Source organism: Pseudomonas sp. FP597 (genome assembly GCF_030687435.1).
Lineage (GTDB): Bacteria > Pseudomonadota > Gammaproteobacteria > Pseudomonadales > Pseudomonadaceae > Aquipseudomonas > Aquipseudomonas lactucae.
In genome coordinates this window covers 4,437,134-4,454,590 of the sequence record NZ_CP117432.1, presented here as the reverse complement: position 1 = coordinate 4,454,590, position 17,457 = coordinate 4,437,134, and the positions used below count along the sequence as shown (strand labels likewise).

The following is a 17,457-nucleotide window of genomic DNA, read 5'->3' as shown; positions in this document are numbered from 1 at the left end:
TTTTATGGCGGATTAGCCTGTCACTAGCATGACGGAACATCAATGAGTGGAGTGACACGATGATTTACACAGTCGAGTGCAACTACGCTGATCCCGCCAGCGAAGCCGAGTGGAATGCGTTTTATAGCCTGGAAAAACTACCGGCGCTGATCTCGGTGAGTGGATTTAAAACCTCACAGCGTTTCGAAGCCTTGAGCGGCGATTGCCCAGCCTACCTGGCCCTCCATTCAGTCGATACGCTTGCCATCTTGCAGAGCGATGAGTACCGCCAAAAAGGCGGAGGCAATTTTTCCCGTTGGCAGTCGCATATCACCGATTGGAGGCGCAACGTCTACGCCGGGCAGGACCGGGCAGTTGCCGTGGGCGCGGGCGAAGTCCTGTTGGTCAGTGAGCAAGGCCCTCAAGCACTGATTGGATTGGGCCTTGCGCCCATAGCGCTGCACGCGGTGGCTTTGGACAAGACCCCAGCACACCGTTGGCTGGCCAAACTTGAGAGCACTCAGGCCAGGGCCAGCGACCTGCGGGGGCTGAATGTCTATCGCGTAATGACCGTGCAGTTGCTGTCATGAGTCGTGTGTTGCCAGGGGGTTAGGTCGCTGCAGGGGCCACTAGATTTTCAAGGCCCTGGCCAGCCGCACCATCGCGGTTTCGATTTCATGCGCGGTCAGGGCGGAGTACCCCAACAGCCAGCCCTGTTGCTTCGGCTCGCCCGCATACAAACGGCTCAGGCCGGAGAGTTGCACACCCGCCGTGGCGGCCTGGCGGATGGTTTTTTCTTCGGACCAGCCGGCCTTGAGCACGCAGGGAATCTGCAACCCGCCCGGCGGCAACGGGGCGCTGACCATACTCAAGTGCCTGCAGATGGCCTCGTGCATGATGGACCGGCGTGAGCGGTACAGCTTGCGCATGGCGCGCACGTGCGCGTTGTAGTGACCGTCCTCCATAAAGCGCGCCAGCGTCAGTTGCAGGGTTTGCGGGGTGTGGCCATCCATGATGCTGCGCGCATAGGCAAAGGGCTTGACCAGTTCGGACGGCAGCACCATGTAGCCCATGCGCAGGCCAGGGTAGAGGGTCTTGCTGAAGGTGCCGATGTAGAGCGTGCGCTGGTACTTGTCCAGCCCCTGCACACACGCGGTGGGTGGCCCGTCGTAATGGAACTCGCTGTCGTAGTCGTCTTCGATGATCCATTTGCCTTTTTGCGCCGCCCAATTGATCAACTCAAGGCGCCGTTCCAGCGGCAGGGTCACGCCGGTGGGGTATTGGTGCGAGGGCGTGACATACACACAAGGGGCGCCGCTGCGGTCGGCGTGCAACAGGTCGGTGCGAATGCCGTGTTCATCGACGTCGATCGGCAGCACCTGGGTTTCGGCGATTTCAAAGGCTTTGCGGGCGCCGTAATAGCCAGGGTTTTCCAGCAGGATCGGCTTGCCGGCGTCGACCAGCAATTGCGCGCACAGGTACAGCGCCTGGCGCGTGCTGCTCAGTACCAGCACCTGGTCGGGGGTGCAGGTGGCGCCGCGCTCCAGGTTCAGGTAGGTGGCAATCGCTTTGCGCAGGGGTTCGGCACCTTGTGGGTCGCCATGCAGCAGCACGCTTGCCCGATGGTCCTTCATGACCTGGCGCTGCAAGCGCTCCCAGACATCGGTGGGGAAGCTGCGGGTTTCCGGCAGGCCGGTGGCGAACGCCTTGATCACTTGCTGATCGTGCACGCCGCCGGTGTCGAAGATCATTCGTCCACGTTGGCTGAGTTCGGCGCCCGGCGCGGCAATGCTGTTTCTGATGGCCTGGGCCTTGAGGCGGCGGCGCCCGGCACCGCGCAATGTCACGCCCAGTGTGTCGCAGACGTAACTGCCGGCACCTTCGCGGCGCACGATAAAACCATCCCGGTGCAATTGCCCATAGGCGTTCTCGACGGTGTCGCGAGCGCAACCCAGTGACTTGGACAAAACCCGCGTGGCGGGCAGTTTCAGGCCGGGGCCGAGTGCGCCATCAAGGATTAGTGCACGCAATGCGCGCTGGATGCGCTGGTGCAGATCCAGTAACTGAAACTCCGCGTCGTTGAAGCGCATCTTCAGGGTTTCCAGCTCGAAGGTGGTTGCCATGCGGTCTGCTCTCTTTCCATGAATTGGCAGGTAAAGGCAGGCCAGTCTATCCGTAGACTCTGGCCCTCGTCACTCAGCGGCCTTATGCGCATTCTCCAGGCGTGTCGCCGGGTAGGCCGTGACCCGTGCGGTGTGCGCCTGCTGCCGGTCAGCAAGACGTTCGATGAAGCCCACCTGCGCAGTGAAGCTTGATTTCTTAACCCAGGACCCTTTGCCCATGTACGACTCAACGCTGACCCTCAACGCTTTCGACCCTGAGCTGCATGCAGCGATTCACAACGAAGTGCATCGCCAGGAAGATCACATCGAGCTGATCGCCTCGGAAAACTACGCCAGTCCGCTGGTGATGCAAACCCAGAGCACGGTGCTCACCAACAAGTACGCCGAAGGCTACCCCGGCAAGCGCTATTACAGCGGCTGTGAATACGTCGACGTGGCCGAGCGGCTCGCCATCGAACGGATCAAGGCTCTGTTCAACTGCGACTATGCCAATGTGCAGCCCCATGCCGGGGCCCAGGCCAACGCGGCGGTGTTCCTGGCGCTGACCAACCCCGGTGACACGGTGATGGGCATGAACCTGGCCCAGGGCGGTCACCTGACCCACGGTAACCCGGCCAACTTCTCGGGGCGGCACTACACCATCGTGCCTTATGGGCTGGACCCGAAAACCGGCTTTCTGGACTACGACGAGATGGAGCGCATCGCCCTGCAAACGCGCCCGAAAATGTTGATCGGCGGTTTTTCGGCGTATTCGCGGTACAAGGACTGGGCCCGCATGCGCAGCATTGCCGACAAGGCCGGCGCGATTTTCTGGGTCGACATGGCCCATGTCGCCGGGCTGGTCGCGGCGGGCGAATACCCGGACCCGCTGCCCCATGCGCATGTGGTCACCAGCACCACGCACAAGACTCTGCGTGGGCCGCGCGGCGGTTTGATTCTGTCCAAGGGCCAGGACGAAGCGTTCTACAAAAAGCTCGACTCGGCGGTATTTCCCGGCGTGCAGGGCGGGCCGCTGATGCACCAGATCGCGGCCAAGGCCGTAGCGTTCAAGGAAGCACTGGCGCCGGCGTTCAAGGTCTATCAGCGTCAGGTGGTCATCAACGCCCGGGCCATGGCGGCGGTGTTGCAAAAACGCGGCTACGCAATCGTCTCGGGCGGTACCGACAACCACATGATGCTGATCGACCTGTCCAGCAAGCCCTACACCGGCAAGGAGGCCGACGCGGCCTTGAGCCGTGCCTTTATCACCGCCAACAAAAACTCGGTGCCCAATGACCCGCGCTCACCCTTCGTGACCTCCGGCCTGCGCATCGGCACCCCGGCGGTGACCACGCGCGGCTTCGGTGTCGAGGCCTGCGAGCAAGTGGCCGGCTGGTTATGCGACATACTCGACGCCCTGGAAAACGGCAACAGCGACAAAGTCGGCCACCATGTGCGCGAACAGGTCGTTGCACTGTGCCGGCGTTATCCGGTGTATCGCTGAGCCTGGCTTGGGCATTGTCGATTGGGGGGCTTTAAACATCAGGGAAACAAGCGCTAATAGTCTCGATCGGCTGCTCATGCGGGTGCTGGACTAGGATTTTTTCTTCTGGATCGTTCCGGACTAAAAATTCACTGGCATCGACAAGGAGTAGCCAGTAGGCTACAGGTCACGGCGTACCTGATGCTGTGGGGCAGTGATAAAACCGACCAGACGAGAGGATCAAACGGGCAAAAGAGATCCTCAATGCCCTGAGAGGTCAATGAAATGAGTGAGTCAAAATTCAAACCAGAGGACATGCCGATCCTCGATCTGGATACATCCGGCACCAGCGTCTACGAGGCGTCGCGCTTTCTCGACAGCTCGGAAACCATCAGCGCCTACCTGGCGCAGAGCATGAAATCCCAGGACCCGCAGGTACTCATGAAGGCACTTGCAGAGGTCGCCAAGGCCCAAGGCGTAAACAAGGTGGCCGAGGCGGCGGGGGTTAATCGGGAGAGTCTGTATAAAACCCTCAAGGGCGGCTCTAAAACGCGCTATGAGACGATTCAGAAGCTGATGCTGGCGTTGGGCGTGGAACTGACGGTGCAGCCGATTGCGGCGGTGGCAGTCAAGACAACGCCAAGAGCAAAACGGGCTGCGGCCGGTAAACCCTGACACCGAAGATCCCTGTGCGGTTTAGCGAGCGACCACGACCCTGCGCTGTTGCTGTTGCTGCTGCTCTGGCTTTTGATCTTGATCTCAGGCGCCCCGTCAAACACGCTGGCCGCAATTCGATATTGATTTGGGGGGCAAACCGGCAGGGATGCCGGTTTAGCCGCCCCGCGCCATGGATGGCGCGGGGCGGCGGCCCCCCAAATCAATGTCGGATTACGGGCACACCGAGCCTAAGCGAGGTGCCGAGTGTTGGGGCAAAGAGCGTTTTGCTTACTTTTGACTGGGCCGGCATTCCGGCTGTTCAAAAGTGAGCCGCCGTAAGGGCGGAACCTATAGCCGCCGTTACCGCAGAAACGGATATGTACTCGATCTGATCCAACACCGCTTGCTCAGCGCACCAGGCAAGGCTGTTTGTTGTTAAAACGCCACCCCGGAATCAAAAACTGCATCGCCACGCTGTCATCCCGCGCGCCGAGGCCCATACCTTGGTACAGCTCGTGGGCCTTGGCCACGGCGTCCATGTCGATGTCCACGCCCAGGCCCGGTTTGGCCGGCACCTTCACGTAACCGCCTTCGATTTTCAGTGGTTCACGGGTCAGGCGTTGGCCGTCCTGCCAGATCCAGTGGGTGTCGATGGCGGTGATGTCGCCCGGCGCGGCGGCGGCCACCTGGGTGAACATGGCCAGGGAAATGTCGAAGTGGTTGTTGGAGTGCGAACCCCAGGTCAGGCCCCACTCATGGCATATCTGTGCCACGCGCACCGAGCCTTGCATCGTCCAGAAGTGCGGGTCGGCCAGCGGGATGTCCACCGATTGCAGCTGGATCGCGTGGCCCATTTCGCGCCAGTCGGTGGCGATCATGTTGGTGGCGGTCTTGAGGCCCGTGGCGCGGCGGAATTCGGCCATGACTTCGCGGCCCGAGTAACCGTTTTCGGCGCCGCACGGGTCTTCTGCGTAAGCGAGCACGTGATGCTGGTCGCGGCACAGGCGGATGGCTTCCTTGAGCGACCAGGCGCCATTCGGGTCGAGGGTGATGCGTGCATCGGGGAAACGTTCGGCCAGGGCGGTGACCGCCTCGATTTCCGCGTCGCCACTCAGTACACCGCCCTTGAGCTTGAAGTCATTGAAGCCGTACTTGGCTTTGGCGGCCTCGGCCAAGCGCACCACGGCCTCGGGGGTGAGGGCGGTTTCATGGCGCAGGCGGAACCAATCGTCGTCGGCGTCCGCTTCGCTGCGGTAGGCCAGGTCGGTGGCGTTGCGGTCGCCGACATAAAACAGGTAACCGAGCATTTTCACCGCGTCGCGCTGCTGGCCTTCACCGAGCAGGGCCGCCACCGGTACCTCGAGGAACTGCCCCAGCAAGTCGAGCAGGGCGGCTTCCATCGCGGTGACGGCGTGGATGGTGATGCGCAGGTCAAAGGTCTGCTGGCCGCGCCCGGCCGCGTCGCGTGATGCAAAGGTGTTGCGCATCTGGTTGAGAATGCGCTGGTAGTGGCCGATCGGCTGGCCGATCACCAGGCTGCGTGCGTCTTCCAGGGTTTCGCGGATGCGCTCGCCGCCGGGCACTTCGCCCACGCCGGTGTTGCCGCAGCTGTCCTTGAGGATGACGATATTGCGCGTGAAATAAGGCCCGTGGGCGCCGCTGAGGTTAAGCAGCATGCTGTCGTGGCCGGCGACGGGAATGACCTGCAAGTGCGTGACAACTGGGGTATTCATGGCAAGTTTCCTTAAGTGCTCAAAGAGGTTTGCTGGCGGCAGCGCCGGTGGGCGCCGCGCTTGGCGAATGCATTGCGGCAGAGGGCGCGGTCCTGGCGAAGAACACCAGGATCGCCGCCAGTACCGAGGTGCCGGCCAGGCCGTAAAGGCCGCCCTGGATCGAACCGGTGGTCTGTTCCAGGAAGCCGAAAGTGGTCGGTGCGACGAAGCCGCCGAGGTTGCCGATGGAGTTGATCAGCGCGATCACTGCCGCCGCGATGCGCACATCCAGGTAGCCCTGGGGGATCGGCCAGAACAGCGAAGACGCCGACTTGAAACCGATGGCCGCAAAGCAGATCGCCACGAACGCGAAAATGGGCCCGCCGGTGGTGGACATGAACATGCCCGCCGCCGCAATCAACAAGGCTGCCGCCACCCAGGCCTGCTGGAACTTGAACTTGCCCGACAGCGACGCGAAGGCATACATGGCGATGATCGAGATCAGCCACGGGATCGAGTTGAAGAAGCCCACCTGCACGTCGCTCAAATCACCCATCTTCTTGATGATGCTCGGCAGCCAGAAAGTCGCCGCGTAAATGGTCAACTGGATGCAGAAGTACAGCGCGCAAAACAGCAGGATCTGACGGTCCTTGAGCAGCTTGCCAAGGGTTGGCTTGACGCTGGTCAGCGCCTCGCGCTGGCGTTGTTCCTCGTCGATGGCGTCGACCAGTGCGTCCTGTTCTTCGCGGGTCATCCATTTGGCATCGTGGGGTTTGGAGTCGAGCCAGAACCACACAAAAAAGCCGATCACCACCGAGGCCAGGCCTTCGAGGGCGAACATCCATTGCCAGCCGTGGAAACCAAAGCCTTCGATCTGCAACAGCGCCCCCGACAGCGGGCCCGAGATCAACGACGCTACTGCCGAGCCGCTGAGGAAAATCGCAATGGCCTTGCCGCGCTCCACGCCCGGCAACCAACGGGTGAAGTAGTAGATCACCCCAGGGAAGAAACCGGCTTCGGCCACACCCAGCAGAAAGCGCAGGATGTAGAAGTGGGTTTCGTTCTGGATGAACGCCATCATCGTCGCGACGATGCCCCAGGTGAACATGATGCGGGTCAACCAGATACGCGCGCCGACCTTCTGCAGCAGCATGTTGGAGGGTACTTCGAAGAGCGCATAACCGATGAAGAACAGCCCGGCACCGAAGCCATAGGCCGCCGCGCCGATGCCCAGGTCATGCTCCATGTGCGTGCGCACAAAGCCGATATTGACCCGGTCGATGTAATTGAGGATGAACATGATCACGAACAGTGGGAGCACGTGGCCCTTCACTTTGCGCACGGCGCGTGCGAGGACCGGATCACTGCTTGGAGCGGTAGCTGCGTGGATTGAATTAGTCACAATTCAAAACTCCCCCTGGATTATTTTTATGCGGGTTTGTGTGTCTTGTTGATAGACATCATACAAGTGCTTCTCCAGGAGCCGCAATCCGGGCTGGTGCTTTTTATTTTTATAAGGCGGCCGTTTGGATGGGTGTTTTGGTTATTTGTCAATGTTCATTGGGTCTTATGCCGGGGCTAGAGGGTTTTTTATTAGGCGTGATGGTTTTGATGCTGACCGGTAGGAAGCGTTTATAGATTAGTTGTCATACAAGTTGAGCGCTTTACTAAATCCCCAGCGATGTCACCGATCAGAGTGTTAAGCTCCCTCCAGCCCAGCCCCGTGGACTTGTCGCAATGCCCAATGAAAGCCCGTCGCCCATGCGTAAGCGTTCCAGCAACCTGGCCCAAGGCGTGGTCGACGACCTGACCCAGCGCATCCTGCTCGGGCAGTTGAAACCCGGTGAAAAATTGCCGTCCGAATCCACCATCGTGCTTGAACACGGCGTCAGCCGGACGGTGGTGCGCGAGGCGCTGTCCAAGTTACAGGCCTCGGGGTTGGTGGAGACGCGTCACGGCATCGGCACCTTCGTGCTGGAACCGCGCGCCCAACAAGGTTTGCGCCTGCATGTGGACACGGTCGCCAGTGTGCGCAACATGCTCGAGTTGCGCCTGGGCCTGGAGGTACAAGCGGTGGCACTGGCCGCGCTGCGCCGCAGCGATACGCAGCTGGCCCACATGCGCCAGGCGCTGGATGATTACCAGTCTTCCCTGGCCAACAACGACAGTTGCGTGGACGAGGACAAGCGCTTTCACCAGTTGATCGCCGAGGCCACCGGCAATACGTTTTTCAGCGAAATCATGCAGCACCTGGGCAATGCGATGATTCCGCGTACCCAGGTCAAGGGCGCCGAACGCGGCGGTGCGGACTTTGCCAAGCTTGGGCAATTGGCGAACCTGGAGCATGAGGCCATTTACAATGCGATCAAACGCCAGGACCCGGACGCCGCGCGGGCGGCAATGGTGCTGCACCTGACCAACAGCCGGGATCGGTTTTCCGGCGAATGACAAGGACCCGAGGTTGAACGAACACACATTGTCCCAGCGTCTGGAGCGCGTGGCGGCGTATGTCCCGAACGGCGCGCGCCTGGCCGACATCGGCTCGGACCACGCCTACCTGCCGGTGGCGTTGTTGCGCCGTGGCGTGATCGAGGCGGCCGTGGCGGGGGAGGTGGCCGCCACGCCGTTCCAGGCGGCCGAGCGTACCGTGCGGGACAACGGCCTGGAACCGCAGATCACCGTGCGCCTGGCGGATGGCTTGTCAGCCATCGGCGCCGACGACCGCATCAGCGTCGTCAGCCTGTGCGGCATGGGCGGCGAGACGATCCGCGACATTCTCGAAGCTGGCAAGTCCTACCTGCGCGGCGATGAACGACTGATCCTGCAACCCAATGGTGGCGAGCAACCGCTGCGCGCGTGGTTGATGCGCAACGGCTACCGTATCGTCAGTGAAGACCTGCTGCACGAACAGCGTTTTTACTACGAAATCATCGTTGCCGAGCGCTCGGAGCCGGCCGTGTATAGCGCTGAAGAATTGTATTTCGGCCCGCTGCAATTGCAGGCGCGCACACCGGTCTTCCTGGCCAAGTGGCAGCGCGCGTTGCGCCTCAAGCGCAAGACCCTGGCCGGCTTTGAACAGGCGCGGCAGACGGTACCCGAGGCGAAGCTGCAAGAGATTGCCCGGCAGATTCGGTGGATCACTCAATTGCTGGCTTGATCGCTACATGCACGCCAAATAGGGCGTTGCAACCGGCCTTGCGAATCACAGGTCCAGCCCTTCAAGTTTGATCGGTTCGCGGCCGATAACGTGTCTGTGACTGAAGGTGTTCAGGGAGGCACCTCGGGCAGCGTCTCCGTCGGTTACAGCGGCTTTGTCGACGCTGAGTGCTTTTGCCCCGTTTTCGTGCGCGCCACCGGCTCCATAAGCACACCGAGCGCCCTGTTTCGGGGCTCCGTGCCGGCGGCCCGTATCTTGCTAGTGCCAAGCTAATCAATGACATGGCATTTTGCCGTTAGTCATTTCAAGGCTTGGCCCGCCATTTAATTGTGTGGGTTGTTTTTGGGAGTGGTCGGACATGCACAGCTTGTTATCACCCGGTATCCGCCTGCTCGGACGTTTCGGATTCGCACGTAAATTCCAGATTCTGTTTTTCCTGTTCATGCTGCCCCTGGCCGGTAGCCTGTGGATGATCGGGCAGGACTATCGCGACAAATTAAGCGTGATTTCCAACGAGCAGTCCGGCGTTCGCCAACTGTTGGCCCTGGACACGCTGGACGGGCAACTGACCGCGCAGCGCAACCTGGCCGCGCGCTGGAAGGCTGCGGACATCCTGCACGCCCCGACGCCGGCGGCGAAGGCAGCCATGGACAAGGTCGATGCCAATTTCCCGCTGATCCAGCAAAGCCTGCAAGCCTTGGGCGAGGCACTCAAAGCCCAGAACGCCAGCGCCGATATTCTCGCGCGCTTCGATGCGTTGCAGGCCACGGTCAAGGGCATGGACTCCGAGTCTCTGCGTACCGTGGGCTGGTGGCCGGACGGTTACGACCGTTTCACCTCGGCCCTGAGCGCCATGCAGACCCTGCGCGAGCAGATCACCCTGGACGCCGGCCTGATTCTCGATCCCTGGCTGGAAACCTACATGCTGATGCAGATGGGCACGCAACAGACGCCGGACCTGATCGAGCGCATCGGCCGCATGGCGAGTGTCGGGCAGTCATCCATTGCGTCCGGGCAGTTCACCCTGCAAAGCCGCTTGCAGATGCGCGACCTGCGCAGCCGCATTGGCGACGCGCGCGATCAGTTGGCCAAGGCTGCGACGGCGCTCAAAGCCAAGCAGTTCGACGGCATGCAACCCTGGACCGCGCAGTACGACAACAGCCTGCAGCTGTTGGATAACGAACTCAAAGTGCTCGATGACGGCGTGTTCGGCGGCAGTATCAAGCTTGACACCGCCAGCTTCGAGCGCAGTGTCGACGCCACGCTCGCCTCGCTCGGCGCGCTGCGCGTGCAGTCGCTCACCTCCCTGGACGCGCGCTTGAGCTACTACCACAACCACGCCAACCAGCGCTTCATTCCCCTGGCGCTGACGTTCAGCCTGCTGGCCTTGGCCGCGCTGTACCTGTTCATGTGCCTGCAAGCCTCCATCCGCCGCAGTGCCAGTGGCATCACCACCCTGGCCGAATCCCTGCGCGACGGGAACCTGTGTGTGGAGGTGGAGGTGCAGGGGCGCGACGAACTGGCCGTCATCAGCACGGCATTGAACGTGGCGGTGGTGCAACTGCGCACCAGCCTGCTCGGGGTCAATCACGAGACTCAGCAGCTCGGCTCTGCCGTGCTCACGCTCAATTCGCAATCGGGCAGCACCCTCACCGAAGTCGAAGACCAGCAACATCAGATCAGCCAGATCGCCGCCGCCGCCACGCAGTTGGCCGCCACGTCCATGGGCGTCGCCAGAAACTGCGAGCAGGCCTCGGGCAGCGCCCAGCAAACCCGGCGCATCGCCGAAGACAGCAGCCGCGACAGCCAGCGCACCACGGCGAGCATCCAGCAGCTTAACCAACGCCTCACCGACACCGCCGAGGCGTTGCAGCAAGTAAGTCAGCAGGGGCAGCAGATTCAGTCGGTGGTCGACACCATTCGCGGCATTGCCGAACAAACCAACCTGCTGGCGCTCAATGCGGCGATCGAGGCGGCGCGTGCCGGTGAGCAGGGCAGGGGCTTTGCGGTGGTGGCCGATGAAGTGCGCAGCCTGTCACAACGCACCCAGGCTTCCACGGCGCAGATCGCCGGCACCGTGGACAGCCTGCGTGCGACTGTCAGCCAGGCGGTCACCCTCATGGGCGCCGCGTGCGAACAAGCACTCACCGATGCTGAATCCGTCACCGGCCTGGGCGCGCGGTTGGGCGAGATTGCCGGCGCGGTGCAGAACGTCACCGACACCCTGGCGCAAATTGCCACGGCGGTGGAGGAGCAAGCGGCGACGGCGGACGAAGTGAGCGGCAATATCCAGCAGGTCGACCAGGCGGCAGGGCGCTTGCTGGACGGCGCGCGGGCAGTCAATCGCGCGGCGGACACCCTGAGCAAGGGCAGCCAGGCGTTGAGCGACAACACCGCGCGGTTTCGTTTGGGCTGAAGGTCAAAATCGCCCGAAGAGCGAAAGGTCCATGGCGAATTTGCTGTTGTGGTGAGCGGGGCAAGCCCGGCTCACACATTTTTGAGCTGCATCGTTCGCGAATGGTACTGAGGGTTACTTCGCCTGGGTACGCAACACCTCAATCCACAACGCCCCCTTGCCCGACGCGGCTTGCGCCACCCGTTTCAGCGCCCCGTTGGCGCTGACCGCATAGGCACCGACCGTGTCGCTTTTTTCACCCGTCACCAACAACCACTGCCCGTTGGGCGAAAACGCGATATTGCGTGGCTGTTTCTCGGCCACCGGGTAATTGTCGAGAAAGCGCAGGCCGCCTGTGGCCGTATCCACCGCAAACGCCGACACCGAACTGCTGGTGCGTTCACTCATCAGCAGCAGCTTGCCATCCGGCGACAGGCGCAGGTCGGCGGCCCAGATCCGTGGCGTCGGGTCGTCCTTCAAATCATTGTTACGCGCGTCGCGCACTTCGCCGTGGGCCAGGTTCAAGCGCGCGGGGATGCCGTTGGCCACGCCGATCTGGGTCAGCGCGCCGGTGCTGTCGTCGATGGCGAACGCGGTCACGGTGCCGCTCATTTCGCCGACTACATACAGGTATTTGCCATCGGCCGAAAACGCCAGGTGCCGAGGGCCGGTATTGGCCGGCACGCTCACGAAGCCCGTGCCGATCGGCGTGAGTGCGCCGGTGTTGGCGTCGAAGCGGTATTGCAGCACATGGTCGGTGCCCAGGTTGCCCGCGTAGGCAAAGCGATTACTCGGGTCGGTACGCAGCGAGTGCGCGTGCAGGCCGGTCTTGTAGGTGAGGATTGGTTCGGCCTTGTCGACCGGCTGCACGCTGAGCAGGTCGGCACCGTAGGACGCCGCGAGCAGATAACGCCCGGCACGGTCGGTGGCCAGGTAAGCCATGCTGTCGGCCAATGGTGCCTTGGACGTTGGCGTCAAATGCCCGCTGGCCGGGTCAATGCTGAACGCCTGCACCTGAAACGGCTTGACCCGTAACGCGGCAAACAGGGTCTTGCCGTCCGGGCTCAGCGCCATGGGGTTGACCTGATCACCCGCCGTTACCTGCTCGACCAGGCTCAGCGCACCGTTGCTTTCGTCGAGGCGGTACTGGGAAATCAAACCATCGCCGGGGCTGGAGATGTAGGCAAAGGTGGCGGCACTGGCATGTGCGCCGAGGCCGCAGGCAATGGCGGCGGCCAGGATGAGGGGCTTATTCATGAGCGAACCTTTATTGTTTTGATTGTGGTCAGTCATCGTATGACTATGCGTGGATCTCGGCAATGGCTGTTTGGTCGGCTCACTTACTTCTTCATCTTGGTGCCTCACACGGGCATGATGCGGGCCATGAACGACGATCCCAACGCACGCTACTGGCGCTTCTATACACCTGATCCCGGCATTGGCCCGCGCGAACAGGCGCCGATACTCGCCCAGGAACTGGCCTGGGCCCGTGAGCATGCGAGCGGGCACCGCTTCAACTGGATTGTCGTGTTAACGCCGCCGTTGTGCTTTGGACTCTACCTGCCGAGCCTGGTGTTTTTACTCAGCCTGTTGTTGTATCGCGCTGTGTTCGAGGCGGGGTTGGACGTCGATCGCCTCATCGGTGACTCGTTTGGCTGGCAGGCGCTGGCAGGGGTGGTATTCACCGCCGCCTGGGCGCTGCGTAACTACCGCCGCGATACCCATGACCCGATCAACCTTTACTGGCAAGCCATGCCGGACCAGGGCGTGATCGAGCTGGAACGCCACACCCTGGTGTCGGCCACCAGCCTGTGGGCTTCGGATTTCGATCCGGACTGCAACGCCCTCATGCAATGGAAAAACGGCCGTCTTGAACGCACCCAGAGCAGCGGGGTGTCGCAATGGATTATCGCCATGACCACGGCGGGGCACTGGCTGGTGATCAGGGACGAATACCCCGGCGACTTCACCTACAACCGGGTCGGGCACATGCCGCCAGCGGACAGACAACTGCAACCCCGCCAGCACCTGGCGATTGCCTTTGCGCCCCGCACCAACCTGGTACTGGGTCGTCGATTTGACGGCGAATCGATGCCCCTGACCCACACCGCCTATTGGTTGTCGGGCGATGAACTCAAGCGCCTGACCGACGTTGCACATCACTGGCGATTCTTTCCCCCGGACCGCTATGGCGTGGTGAATACCCAGGATGCGCCGTGGGTGCAGCGGCTGTTGGAGAAGGCAAACGGGTACCTGTAGTGAGCGGGCTTGCCCCGCGCTGGGCTGCGCAGCAGCCCCAAAACCCGATACCGCGATCGACCTGAAGTACACGGTGTTTTGGATGGGGCCGCTTCGCAGCCCAGCGCGGGGCAAGCCCGCTCACTACAAGGTACGGATACATTCGGTCAACAAGCGATACGGGGTCGTCACACTCGTGATGATTGGGACTGCGGTGGTGATGAATGAGGTCTCTGTAGTGAGCGGGCTTGCCCCGCGCTGGGCTGCGCAGCGGCCCCAAAACCCGATACCGCGATTGACCTGAAGTACACGGTGTTTTGGATGGGGCCGCTTCGCAGCCCAGCGCGGGGCAAGCCCGCTCACTACAAGGTACGGATACATTCGGTCAACAAGCGATACGGGGTCGTCACACTCGTGATGATTGGGACTGCGGTGGTGATTGAGTCTATAGGATGATTGAGGTCTCTGTAGTGAGCGGGCTTGCCCCGCGCTGGGCTGCGCAGCGGCCCCAAAACCTGATGCCGCGATTTGCCTGAAATACACGGTGTTTTGGATGGGGCTGCTGCGCAGCCCAGCGCGGGGCAAGCCCGCTCACTACAAGGTACGGATACATTCGGTCATCAAGCGATACGGGGTCGTCACACTCGTGATGATTGGGACTGCGGTGGTGATTGAGTCTATAGGATGATTGAGGTCTCTGTAGTGAGCGGGCTTGCCCCGCGCTGGGCTGCGCAGCAGCCCCAAAACCTGATACCGCGTTTGCCTGAAATACACGGTGTTTTGGATGGGGCCGCTTCGCAGCCCAGCGCGGGGCAAGCCCGCTCACTACAAGATACGGATACATTCGGTCAACAAGCGATACGGGGTCGTCACACTCGTGATGATTGGGACTGCGGTGGTGATGAATGAGGTCTCTGTAGTGAGCGGGCTTGCCCCGCGCTGGGCTGCGCAGCGGCCCCAAAACCCGATACCGCGATTGACCTGAAGTACACGGTGTTTTGGATGGGGCCGCTTCGCAGCCCAGCGCGGGGCAAGCCCGCTCACTACAAGGTACGGATACATTCGGTCAACAAGCGATGCGGGGTCGTCACACTCGTGATGATTGGGACTGCGGTGGTGATTGAGTCTATAGGATGATTGAGGTCTCTGTAGTGAGCGGGCTTGCCCCGCGCTGGGCTGCGCAGCAGCCCCAAAACCCGACACCGCGATTGACCTGGAGTACACGGTGTTTTGGATGGGGCCGCTTCGCAGCCCAGCGCGGGGCAAGCCCGCTCACTACAAGGTACGGATACATTCGGTCATCAAGCGATACGGGGTCGTTACGCGCCACGCGCTAGCGTTAAAGCTCTTCAGGACTCTCAAGAGCAACGGAATGCGCCCTACGCCTCAATCACACCGTCTGCGTCACGGTCGTTACTCGGAATATAGCCGCAGCTACCTCATCACCCTCGTCGTTCATCATCGTCAGCGCCTGTTTACGGACCTTTATCTTGGTCGTCTGCTGGTTGCCGAGTTCCGGCAGGTTCACGAACTGGGGCTGGTCGATTCGCTGGCCTGGGTCATCATGCCCGACCACATCCATTGGTTGTTCGAGTTGAAGCAGCAGGGGTTGGCCGATGTGATGCGGCGTACCAAGTCGCGCAGTACGCTAAACATCAACCGGCGCCGTCAAAGCAAGGAGCGTGTCTGGCAACCCGGTTATCACGATAGAGCGGTGCGTGCAGAGGATGATATTCGCAAGATGGCGCGTTACATCATTGCCAACCCGTTGCGAGCCGGTTTGGTGGAGCGGGTAGGCGATTATTCGCTATGGGATGCTGCGTGGCTTTGAAGAGGGGAGCGGGCTTTTGTGGGGATTGAGGTCTCTGTGGTGAGCGGGACAAGCCCGCTCACCACAAAAGCGGGTGTGTCAGCGGCTGGCCCAGGAACCTTTCGCGCTCTACAGGGCTCACTTGTCAGGTCGCCCTGTTTCATCGCCGAAAGGAATCCGCATGCTTTCAGCCTCGCCAGCCATTGCCCGGCACGCCCCCGTCGAACGCGAACTCAGCCTGCGCGCCGTCATCATGGGGACGCTGCTCGGGATCCTGCTCACCCCTTCCAACGTGTACGCCGGCCTGAAGATCGGCTGGTCGTTCAACATGTCGATCATTGCTCTGTTGGTGGGGTATGCGATCTTTCAGGGCCTGGCCAAGCGCTCGTCCGGGCAACTGCCGTGGACGCTGCATGAAAGCAATATCAACCAGACAGTCGCTTCGGCCGCCGCCTCAATTATCTCAGGCGGGCTGGTGGCGCCGATCCCGGCCTACACCCTGCTGACCGGACACCAACTGGACGCGCTACCGATGATCGCTTGGGTGTTTTCGGTGAGTTTCCTGGGCATCTGGATCGCCTGGTACCTGCGGCCGTCGCTCCTCAATGACAAGGCGCTGAAATTCCCCGAAGGCATGGCCACTCTGGAAACCCTGCTGCATATCTATAACCACGGCCGCGAAGCTGCGACACGCCTTAAGGTGTTGCTCAGCGCCGCGTTGTTGTCCGGTTTGGTGAAGTGGGTGGATACCTTTATTTGGGCCTTCCCGCGCCTGTCGCCAACGGCCCAGCTGGAGCGCCTGACCTTCACGGCCGATCCTTCACTGTTGCTGCTGGGGTTTGGCGGCATCATCGGTATTCGCGTCGGCCTGACCCTGTTGCTCGGTGCCTTGCTCGCCTGGGGCGGCCTGGGTCCTTGGCTACTGGCGCAAGGCTTGGTGACTTTGCCGCCAGGCAGCACAGGCCCGCAGTTCGCCGCTTTGGTGGAGTGGCTGCTGTGGCCGGGCGTGAGCCTGATGGTGTGTTCGACGTTGGCGTCGTTAACGATCCGTCTGTGGGCGCTGCGCACCTCCACCAAGGCCGACGGCGGCGCCATCTGGACCCTGCCAAAACCTGGGCCTGCCGCAGGCTTCGTGTTGTCGATTGCATTCGTGGTGAGCCTGCAGGCGCTGTTGTTCGGCATCAACCTGTGGATGGCGTTATTGACCATCCCCTTGGCGATTTGCCTGGCCGCGGTGGCCGCCCGTGTAGTGGGAGCCACCGGCATTCCGCCGATTGGCGCCATCGGGCAATTGTCCCAACTGAGTTTCGGCATCGTCGCGCCCGGCCAGGTGCCGATCAACCTGATGAGCGCCAACACCGCCGGCGGCTCGGCCGGACAGTGCACCGACCTGATGAACGACTTCAAGGTAGGCAAGGCGATTGGCGCCACGCCGCACAAGCAGGTGATCGCGCAGATCCTGGGGATTTTCATCGGCAGCATCGTCGGCGTGTTCGCCTACCTGGCGCTGATTCCCGATCCGCAGTCCATGTTGCTCACCGAGCAATGGCCGGCACCGGCGGTGGCGACCTGGAAAGCCGTGGCGCAAACCCTCACCCATGGGCTGGATTCGTTGTCGCTGAGTATCCGCTGGGCGATTGCCATTGGCGCGGTGCTAGGCGTGCTATTGGGGGCGTTTGACAGCCTGTTGCCCGCGCACCGCTCCCGTTACCTGCCCAGTGCCGCCGCACTGGGGCTGGCCTTTGTGTTGCCAGCGTCGGTATCGCTGATGATGGCGCTGGGCGCGATACTGACCTGGCTGGTGAGCTGCCGCTGGCCGAGCCTCACCGAGCGCTTCGCGATTACCGCAGCGGCGGGGTTGATTGCCGGGGAGAGCATCACCGGGGTAGGGGCGTCGTTGTGGCAGATGCTCCGATAGCAGCCA

At 61.8% G+C, this 17,457-nt stretch carries 13 protein-coding genes and 1 pseudogene; 10 read left to right on the top strand and 4 right to left on the bottom strand.

Features of this window, described 5'->3' with window-relative positions; translation table 11 throughout:
* Positions 1-59: 59 nt before the first annotated feature.
* Positions 60-569 (top strand): sugar ABC transporter, encoded by a 510-nt coding sequence (locus PSH66_RS20275; protein ID WP_305427542.1) that lies wholly within the window; start codon positions 60-62, stop codon positions 567-569.
* 39 nt (positions 570-608) lie between these two features.
* On the opposite strand, the gene PSH66_RS20270 is transcribed toward PSH66_RS20275, so the two are convergent.
* Positions 609-2,102 carry a PLP-dependent aminotransferase family protein gene (locus PSH66_RS20270; RefSeq protein ID WP_305427541.1) on the bottom strand — a complete coding sequence of 498 codons (1,494 nt, stop codon included), beginning with the start codon at positions 2,100-2,102 and terminating at the stop codon, positions 609-611.
* A gap of 87 nt (positions 2,103-2,189) precedes the next feature.
* Between PSH66_RS20270 and PSH66_RS30235 the strand changes: the two are divergent.
* The 3 genes and pseudogenes from PSH66_RS30235 to PSH66_RS20255 all read left to right on the top strand — a co-directional run.
* Positions 2,190-2,282, top strand: a pseudogene (locus PSH66_RS30235) (YggS family pyridoxal phosphate-dependent enzyme); the annotation flags it as partial.
* A 37-nt stretch (positions 2,283-2,319) separates the two neighbouring features.
* Positions 2,320-3,585, top strand: a complete 1,266-nt coding sequence (gene glyA, locus PSH66_RS20260; RefSeq protein ID WP_305427540.1) for a serine hydroxymethyltransferase — start codon at positions 2,320-2,322, stop codon at positions 3,583-3,585.
* Between the two features lie 264 nt (positions 3,586-3,849).
* Entirely contained in the window at positions 3,850-4,239 is a 390-nt protein-coding gene (locus PSH66_RS20255; protein ID WP_305427539.1) for an addiction module antidote protein, read from the top strand.
* 389 nt (positions 4,240-4,628) lie between these two features.
* Here the strand turns inward: PSH66_RS20255 and gudD are convergent, their stop codons facing one another.
* Entirely contained in the window at positions 4,629-5,954 is a 1,326-nt protein-coding gene (gene gudD, locus PSH66_RS20250; protein ID WP_305427538.1) for a glucarate dehydratase, read from the bottom strand.
* Positions 5,955-5,973: 19 nt separating this feature from the next.
* Positions 5,974-7,335 carry an MFS transporter gene (locus tag PSH66_RS20245; RefSeq protein ID WP_305427537.1) on the bottom strand — a complete coding sequence of 454 codons (1,362 nt, stop codon included), beginning with the start codon at positions 7,333-7,335 and terminating at the stop codon, positions 5,974-5,976.
* A 335-nt stretch (positions 7,336-7,670) separates the two neighbouring features.
* On the opposite strand from PSH66_RS20245, the gene PSH66_RS20240 reads away from it, so the two are divergent.
* The 3 genes from PSH66_RS20240 to PSH66_RS20230 all read left to right on the top strand — a co-directional run bounded on the left by PSH66_RS20240 (position 7,671) and on the right by PSH66_RS20230 (position 11,506).
* Entirely contained in the window at positions 7,671-8,381 is a 711-nt protein-coding gene (locus PSH66_RS20240; protein ID WP_078733978.1) for a FadR/GntR family transcriptional regulator, read from the top strand.
* A gap of 13 nt (positions 8,382-8,394) precedes the next feature.
* Entirely contained in the window at positions 8,395-9,090 is a 696-nt protein-coding gene (locus PSH66_RS20235; RefSeq protein ID WP_305427536.1) for a tRNA (adenine(22)-N(1))-methyltransferase TrmK, read from the top strand.
* A 358-nt stretch (positions 9,091-9,448) separates the two neighbouring features.
* Positions 9,449-11,506, top strand: coding sequence for a methyl-accepting chemotaxis protein (locus PSH66_RS20230; protein WP_305427535.1), 2,058 nt, complete (start codon positions 9,449-9,451; stop codon positions 11,504-11,506).
* 114 nt (positions 11,507-11,620) lie between these two features.
* Here the strand turns inward: PSH66_RS20230 and PSH66_RS20225 are convergent, their stop codons facing one another.
* Entirely contained in the window at positions 11,621-12,742 is a 1,122-nt protein-coding gene (locus tag PSH66_RS20225) for a lactonase family protein (protein ID WP_305427534.1), read from the bottom strand.
* A gap of 126 nt (positions 12,743-12,868) precedes the next feature.
* On the opposite strand from PSH66_RS20225, the gene PSH66_RS20220 reads away from it, so the two are divergent.
* From PSH66_RS20220 to PSH66_RS20210, 3 genes are all read left to right on the top strand, one after another.
* Positions 12,869-13,744, top strand: a complete 876-nt coding sequence (locus PSH66_RS20220) for a hypothetical protein (RefSeq protein ID WP_305427533.1) — start codon at positions 12,869-12,871, stop codon at positions 13,742-13,744.
* 1,351 nt (positions 13,745-15,095) lie between these two features.
* Positions 15,096-15,554 (top strand): transposase, encoded by a 459-nt coding sequence (locus tag PSH66_RS20215; protein ID WP_305427532.1) that lies wholly within the window; start codon positions 15,096-15,098, stop codon positions 15,552-15,554.
* A gap of 160 nt (positions 15,555-15,714) precedes the next feature.
* Entirely contained in the window at positions 15,715-17,451 is a 1,737-nt protein-coding gene (locus PSH66_RS20210; RefSeq protein WP_305427531.1) for an OPT family oligopeptide transporter, read from the top strand.
* The last annotated feature ends 6 nt before the right edge of the window (positions 17,452-17,457 follow it).